This is a genomic window from Pseudoalteromonas sp. Z1A6 (assembly GCF_011378745.1).
Lineage (GTDB): Bacteria > Pseudomonadota > Gammaproteobacteria > Enterobacterales > Alteromonadaceae > Pseudoalteromonas > Pseudoalteromonas arctica.
Window position 1 is genome coordinate 1 of the sequence record NZ_WTKW01000609.1, and the last position, 1,223, is coordinate 1,223.

The 1,223-nt window shown below is 40.6% G+C and carries 1 protein-coding gene; it reads right to left on the reverse strand.

The annotated features are described in order from the left end of the window. Window positions 1–38: 38 nt before the first annotated feature. Window positions 39–1,025 carry an IS110 family transposase gene (locus GQR46_RS19880; protein WP_165742250.1) on the reverse strand — a complete coding sequence of 329 codons (987 nt, stop codon included), beginning with the start codon at window positions 1,023–1,025 and terminating at the stop codon, window positions 39–41. Window positions 1,026–1,223 lie beyond the last annotated feature (198 nt).

Sequence of the window (1,223 nt, forward strand, 5' to 3'; positions counted from 1 at the left end):
CGTAGATACCATCTCTTCTAACCAGCCTCAAGCTTTCTTTAAATAGCTTGGGGCTGATATTCAGTTTGATTCTTCACAACACCAAAACAGATATGTGTCAGCTTTCTCATTGCAGCACCAATTGCCTGCATTTTTGTTTTACCTTGCCCCACTAATCGCTTATTTTGGGCTTTTATATCTGGATTATGTTGTACAGCGACTACAGCAGCCATATACAATTTAGCCCTTATATACCCAGGCCCTTCTTTGCTTAAAGTTGTTTTTCCAGCCCGTTTGCCTGACTCATTAAGCTTAGGTATTAAGCCTAAGTAACAAGCTAATTGCTTGGCATTTTTAAACTGTTTACATGCCATCAAGGACACCATCATACGTGATATTACCTCTCCAACACCTTTGATACTTTGAAGCAATTGGCGGTTCTTTTTTAATTGCGGGTGTCTATCAATATGCTCATCAATGTCATTTTTTAGCTTGCCTATCTCAGTTTTTAGTACAGCTATCATATCTTCAATTGACTGAGTAACTCGAGTAGATGCACCTGAGAAACCAACAGCTTCATAACGATTTTCTTCGCGACGTAAGTCTTGCTCAAGTGCTTCAAGTCTACGCGTCATTACTTTTAACTCTCTCGCTTCAACAGGCTCAGGCTGCCAACTTAAAAGTGAGTGCTGTTGGTCATGACCATAACGAGCAAGCATTGTGGCGTCTGACTTGTCTGTCTTATGGACAAGCCCTAATGAACTTGCGTACTGTTTTGCTTTACCAGGATTTACATGTAATAAAATAAATCCTTGCTCGTATAGGAAATACATCAGCGGCTCGCTATAAACACCTGTGGGCTCTGTTGTAATAACAATGTCTTGTGCTTTTAAATTTGTATTCTTTATCAACCAGGCAACTAACTCTTGATAGCCCTGCGGGTTATTTTTAAAAATCTTCGTTTTCTTTTTACTTTTGACTACATCGCGTAGCCAGGAAATATCTAACTTTTCTTTACCCACATCAATGCCAATAAAAGCTTTCATCTCTATCTACTCCCCTTGTACATGCAGCGTCACCCTTAGTTGGGGCGCTAGGATACCATTCAGTTTAATTGAGGTTAGGAAGTCAGGGCTCAATCTACGTCACAGCATTTTCACACTCTGGTTGGGTACGAGCTCACTGTCTTCCCGATGTGACAAGTGCTAGCTAAACACTCATCAAGAAGAGATACAAGGTTGGGT